Origin of the sequence: Streptomyces sp. MZ04 (assembly GCF_004684775.1) — a bacterium.
GTDB lineage: Bacteria > Actinomycetota > Actinomycetes > Streptomycetales > Streptomycetaceae > Streptomyces.
On sequence record NZ_SRIC01000006.1, the window covers coordinates 75374 to 81711 of the forward strand.

5 protein-coding genes are annotated in these 6338 nt (G+C 69.5%); all 5 read right to left on the reverse strand.

Going from position 1 to position 6338, the window contains the following annotated elements:
* Window positions 1-25 precede the first annotated feature (25 nt).
* Entirely contained in the window at window positions 26-1549 is a 1524-nt protein-coding gene (locus E2651_RS03085) for an aldehyde dehydrogenase family protein (protein WP_135329389.1), read from the reverse strand.
* A 127-nt stretch (window positions 1550-1676) separates the two neighbouring features.
* A complete protein-coding gene (locus E2651_RS03090) occupies window positions 1677-2936 on the reverse strand; it encodes a GAF domain-containing protein (RefSeq protein WP_135329390.1) in 1260 nt (419 codons plus the stop codon).
* A gap of 87 nt (window positions 2937-3023) precedes the next feature.
* The gene (locus tag E2651_RS03095) at window positions 3024-3623 is read right to left on the reverse strand and encodes a peptidoglycan recognition family protein (RefSeq protein WP_135329391.1); all 600 of its coding nucleotides are present in this window, start codon (window positions 3621-3623) and stop codon (window positions 3024-3026) included.
* Window positions 3624-3670: 47 nt separating this feature from the next.
* On the reverse strand, window positions 3671-4684 hold the full coding sequence (locus tag E2651_RS03100; RefSeq protein WP_135329392.1) for an acetamidase/formamidase family protein: 1014 nt from the start codon (window positions 4682-4684) through the stop codon (window positions 3671-3673).
* The gene (locus tag E2651_RS03105) at window positions 4681-6165 is read right to left on the reverse strand and encodes an APC family permease (RefSeq protein ID WP_135329393.1); all 1485 of its coding nucleotides are present in this window, start codon (window positions 6163-6165) and stop codon (window positions 4681-4683) included. The genes E2651_RS03100 and E2651_RS03105 overlap by 4 nt, the downstream gene beginning before the upstream one ends.
* Window positions 6166-6338 lie beyond the last annotated feature (173 nt).

The window sequence follows — 6338 nt, forward strand, 5'->3', positions numbered from 1 at the left end:
AGGTCAGGCGCCTTTTTTCATGCCCTTAGAAGAAGCCGAGCTTCTTCGGCGAGTACGACACCAGGAGGTTCTTCGTCTGCTGATAGTGCTCCAGCATCATCTTGTGCGTCTCGCGCCCGATCCCGGACTGCTTGTAGCCGCCGAACGCCGCGTGTGCGGGATACGCGTGGTAGCAGTTCGTCCAGACCCGGCCGGCCTGGATCGCGCGGCCCGCGCGGTAGGCGGTGTTCATGTCGCGGGTCCACACGCCCGCGCCAAGGCCGTACAGCGTGTCGTTGGCGGTCTTGATCGCGTCGTCGAAGTCGTTGAACGACGCGACCGAGACGACAGGGCCGAAGATCTCCTCCTGGAAGATCCGCATCCGGTTGTCGCCCTCGAAGATGGTCGGCTGGACGTAGTAGCCACCGGCCAACTCGCCGTCGTACGTGATGCGCTGACCGCCCGTCAGGACCTTGGCGCCTTCCTGCTGGCCGATGTCCAGGTAGGAGAGGATCTTCTCCAGCTGGTCGTTGGAGGCCTGGGCGCCGATCATCGTGTCGGTGTCCAGCGGGTGGCCCGCCACGATCTGTTCCGTGCGGGCGATCGCGGCTTCCATGAACTCGCTGTAGTGACCGCGCTGGACGAGCGCGCGTGACGGGCAGGTGCAGACCTCTCCGTTGTTGAGGGCGAACATCGTGAAGCCCTCGAGCGCCTTGTCGCGGAACTCGTCGTTGGCCGCCCATACGTCGTCGAAGAAGATGTTCGGCGACTTCCCGCCGAGCTCCAGCGTCACCGGCTTGATGTTCTCCGAGGCGTACTGCATGATCAGCCGGCCCGTCGTGGTCTCACCGGTGAAGGCGACCTTCGCGACGCGCGGGCTGGACGCCAGGGGCTTGCCCGCCTCGACGCCGAAGCCGTTGACGATGTTGACGACGCCCGGCGGGAGCAGGTCGGCGACCAGGCTCAGCCAGTAGTGGATGGAGGCGGGGGTCTGCTCGGCGGGCTTGAGCACGACCGCGTTGCCCGCGGCGAGTGCGGGAGCGAGCTTCCATGTCGCCATCAGGATGGGGAAGTTCCACGGGATGATCTGCGCGACGACGCCGAGCGGCTCGTGGAAGTGGTACGCGACGGTGTCGTCGTCGATCTCGCTCAGCGACCCCTCCTGCGCGCGCAGGACGCCGGCGAAGTAGCGGAAGTGGTCGATGGCGAGCGGGATGTCGGCGGCCAGGGTCTCGCGGATCGGCTTGCCGTTCTCCCAGCTCTCGGCCACCGCGAGCCGCTCGAGGTTGGCTTCCATGCGGTCGGCGATCCTCCGCAGGACGTCCGCGCGTTCGGTCGCGGAGACGCGGCCCCAGGCGGGGGCGGCGGCGTGTGCCGCGTCCAGGGCGCGTTCCACGTCCTCGGCCGTACCGCGGGCGACCTCGGTGAAGGTCTTTCCGTTGACCGGGCTCGGGTTCTCGAAATACTGGCCGCGGGCGGGCGGTACGTACTCACCGCCGATGAAGTGGTCGTAGCGCGCCTGGTAGGAGACGACTGCGCCCTCGGTGCCGGGCGCTGCGTAACGGGTCATCTTGGCTGGCCTCCCGGGGAAGGCTGCCCGCCGTTGGGCAGCTCTCGCCCGCAGGCTAGGAGCGCGGACGTTGCATCTACGTTGCGTACCCCTGGCGCGTATCTCTGTTGCGTACCGCTGGCCTCGGCTACGTCCCGGCGGCCGTCAGTTCCGCGTTCAGTTCGTCGAGACGGGCGAGCACCGGCGGGGTCGCCCGCACCTGCGCCAGCGCGCGCCACACCGCCAGGTCGTCCTCGCCCCACGGTGCGTGCGCCCAGTCGGACAGCAGGTCGGGGTCGCGGCGCGCGATGAGCGCCGCCCGCAGCTGGTCGGCGAGCCTGCGCCGAAGCCTGGCCACGGCAGGCGCCTGCGAGCCGGGCAACAGCGGCCCCGCGTACGCTGCGGCGGCCGCGGTGACCGCCCCCGTGCCGAGCCGACGCTCGACCGCATCGACGTCGGACTCGACCGGCACCGCGAGCCGGTACGGGCGGGACCTCAGCAGATCCGGCCCGAGGAGCCGGCGCAGCCGGGCCAGTTCGGCCCGCAGCGTCACCGGCGTAACCGACTCGTCCTCGTACAGCCCGCACAGCAGCTCGTCACCGGTGAGACCCTCCGGATGGCGGGCGAGCAGGACGAGGATCTCGCTGTGCCTGCGGCTCAGCCGCACCTTGCGGCCCTCGGTCAGGAGCAGGGCCTCATCGCGGCCGAGCGCGGTGAGCCCCACGGAGTCGTTCGTCCCCAGCGGCGGTGCGAGCAGCGCCAGTTGGGATTCCGCGGCGCGCGCGACGGCCTGGACGAAGGCGAGGCTGTGCGGATGCGCGAGGCCGTCACCCCCGGTGATGTCGACCGCCCCGAGCAGCCGCCCGGTGCGCGGATCGTGCACCGGAGCCGCCGCGCACGTCCACGGCTGGACCCGCCGGATGAAGTGCTCGGCGGCGAACACCTGCACCGGCCGGTCCACGGCCACCGCCGTACCCGGCGCGTTCGTCCCCATGGCCGACTCGGCCCACCGCGCACCGGGCACGAAGTTCATCCGCCCGGCCTTCTGCCGGGTCGCGGAGTGCCCCTCGACCCAGAGCAGCCTGCCGTGCGCGTCGCACACGGCGAGCAGATGCTCACCGTCCATCGCGAAGGTGCCCATCAGCTCGCGGAACAGCGGCATCACACCGGCCAGCGGATGTTCCGCCCGATATGAGCCGAGGTCCCCGTCGGTGAGTTCCACCGCCGCGCCCGTGCCCTCCGGGCTGACCCGCGCCCGCGCCGAACGCCGCCACGAGTCGGCCACCACGGAACGGACCGGCCGTGCGACGGTCCCCGCCTCGGTGAACCTCTCATGGGCGCGGCGCAGCACCCGCACCCTCTCCGCGGGATCGGCGCCGGCCTCCAGAGCCACCCATGGATCGGTCAAGTCGGCCTCCCGGGACGGCGATGCGGTGCAGCCATCGTCGCTCCACGAGCCCGCGCCGACAAGCACCGGAACATGAGCCGACGTGCGTCAGGCGGAGTTCACCAGGTCCATATAGCGCGGCCAGTCCCAGTACGGGCCCGGATCGGTGTGGTCGGTGCCGGGCACCTCGACGTGCCCGATGATGTGGTCGCGGTCCTTGGGAATGCCGTACGTGTCGCAGATGTCCGAGGTCAGCAGCGCGGACTGCTCGTACATCGCGTCGGTGAAGTACTCGGGCTGGTCCACCCACCCTTCGTGTTCGATGCCGATGCTGCGGGTGTTGTAGTTCCAGTTGCCGGCGTGCCAGGCGACATTGCGTTCGCGCACGCACTGGGCGATGTGGCCGTCCTCGGAGCGCACCACATAGTGAGCGGACACCTTCTTTGCCGGGTTCTGGAAGATGGCCAGCGTGTCGGCGTAGGTCTCCTGAGTGACGTGGACGATCACGAAGTCCACCGGGTACGTGCTCGGGCGGTTGGCCGCCGTGTAGTTGGAGGTACTGGCCGGGACCCATTCGGCGAGGGGGTAGTCGACCGCGCGGGGGCGGGCTGTCGCTCGGGTGGCGGGGAGGAGCGCGGAGGGGACGGCGGCGAGGGCCGCGCCCTGCAGCAGTCGGCGCCGGCTGGGAAGGCGTCTTGCTCGATCCATTGCTGACCTACCTCTCGGTGGGGGAACAGCTGGACTCTCTGGACTCATCAGCGGGGCAGCGACGCGGCCCTCTCACGCAGCCGCGCGTGCAGCCCCCGGTGAGTCTCGCGTGCGGGCAGCCACTCCTTGCGGATCTTGGCCACGCACGTGTAGTTGGTGTCGCAGACGTTGGCGAGTGGTGATTCGACGGTCTGCGTCGCGAACTGGTAGGCGTCGAGCTCGCTGAAGCCGTAGTCGCGCACCAGCCACTGCACCAGGTCGAGTTGGGATATTCGGAAGGCGTCCTCGAGCGGTCGTGCCGAGCCGGTCGAGACGATGTGGGTGTCGGACTCCAGGCGCGGCCAGGGTGTCGTGATCCCCTTCAGGAGTTCGACGATCACGACGGTGTTCATGGCGCACTCGACGGCGACACCACAGGTCTCTCCCTCGCCCTGACGGGCATGCCCGTCGCCCAGGCTCAGCAGCGCGCCCTCGACATTCACCCCGAGGTAGCAGGTGACCCCGGCCCGCATCTCGGGAGTGTCCATGTTGCCGCCGTGCGCGTCGGGCACGAGCGCCGATCGCACCTCGAGGTTGGCGGGCGCGACGCCGACCGTGCCGTGCATCGGATCCATCGGCAGCGCGATCTCGAAGTCGCCGTCACGCGCGCTGAAGTGCGCCGTACGACGGTCCCGGTCCAGCTGCCAGATCCATACGGTCTCGGGCAGCGGCGGCTGCAGCGAGGCCGTCGTGTGGGTGGAGGTGAGCGCCCCGAAGAGCGGCACCGTCGTGGACGCCGCCCAGTCGCGGGCAGGCTCGATGGACACGAAGTGCACGGCGACGGTGTCACCGGGCTCCGCGCCCTCCACGTGGAAGGGGCCGGTCTGCGGGTTCAGGAACGGGAACTCGCAGACCTCGGAGACCAGGTCCTTCTCGGAGCGGACCTTCCCCGCGAAGCAGTCCTCCGTGAACAGGTCGAGGACCGTACCCGGAGCGATCCGCGCCACGGGTGGAGCACCGCCGAACGTCCAGGCGTACTCGCCCGGTTGGGGCCGCACGGTCAGGATCCGAGGCTCGCTCATCGCAGGGCTGCTCCGCTCTGTGAGGGATCGGGTGTGGTGTCGTCGTCGAGATGGACCCGTGCCGTCTCGGCTATGCGCTCCGGATGCCGTCGCAGGAGCACGGCGAGGACGACGACTCCTATGAGCATCCAGACGCCGACGACGGGCCCCGCGTACGAGACCGGCGCGGTCAGCTCGGACACGAAGTCGAAGACCGGCAGGCCGACCGCCGTCAGCAGCGCGGGCACGAAGGCGACGATGCCGAGCAGCGGGAAGAGCAGATGCCGCACCGGACGGAACAATTCACGCCTTCGCCGCAGGAAATACCCGGCACAGGCGAGGTTCGCCAGGATGTAGACGCCGATGATGACGGTGACGATCACCGTGGCGAGCAGGAGGAACGCGGTCACCGGGTCATAGGCGAAGCCGAGCCCGAGCACCGCCGCGACCGCGATCGCGAACTGCGCGGCCACCCCGGCGACGGGGGAGCGGTGCGTGGGGTGAATCCGCGCGAAGGCGCGTGGGAAGACCCCGATGCGGCCGAACGCGAACGCCGTACGCGTCGACACGTTCGCGCAGGCATTGGCGTTGGCGATCGTGGAGTTGACGACGGCCAGGAAGACGAGCACCCAGAACAGACCGAACGAGGCACGTGCCACGCCCTCCCAGGACGCCGCGCCGGACGCCCCGAACTCCGTGAAGCGGTCCGGGCCGAAGTACACGGACATCGCGTACGTCGTGATCACGTAGACGAGGCCGATGGTGAGCGCGGCACCGAGCACCGCGCGGTGCATCGTGCGCCGTGGATCCTTGGTCTCCTCGGCCAGGGGCGCCGCGGCCTCGAAGCCGGCGAAGGCGAGCACCGTGTAGACGGAGCCGGCGAACACCCCGCTGAGTCCCTCGTATCCCTCGGCCGTGTGCGAAGTGCCGAACACCGACAAGGTGTTGTCGCTGCCCGCCTGGGCGATCAATAGCACCGCGAAGGCCAGGAACACCAGCACCTCGAAGGCTCCGAGGACCGTGCCGAACCGGGCCGACGCACGCACGCCCAGATACCCGGCGATCCCAATGATCGCCGCCCCCGCGAGGGACCAGGGCCACCACAGGTCCGCCGGATAGGAGGACCACTCGTGGTGCAGCGTGCCCGCCGTGGTGAAACCCAGCTGAAGCAGCAGCAGGGCGGGCACCAGCGCTTCCACGAAGACGTATCCCCAGCCGACCAGGAACCCGACCGCAGGGTGCAGCCCCTGCGCCGTATAGGTGGCCATCGAGCCCGCGGCCGGCAACTGCCGGGCCAGTTCGGCGACGCAGGACGCCGTGAACAGGCACGCCACCAGCGCGATGAGAACGGACAGCGGCAGGCTGCCACCCGCGAACGCGGTGCCCGCCGGAATGGAAGCCGCGACCGCGGCGGCCGGCGCCATCGCCGTAATGCTCTGGAACAGGACCTCACGTAACCCGATGGCTCCGCGACGCAGTCCTGGATTGGTTACCCCCGACATCTGAATCCCCCGATCCACGCCGACACGACCCGTCGCGAGAACGAGCGGTGCCTCGCCTCAATTACGTTACGGCGCTGGCTGGTTGGGGCGGAAGGGTGCGAGCTGGATCTGTGTACAGCACCGTGATTGTGGATATCTCGGTCACCCGTGAGGGGGGTGGGGGAGCGTCGAAG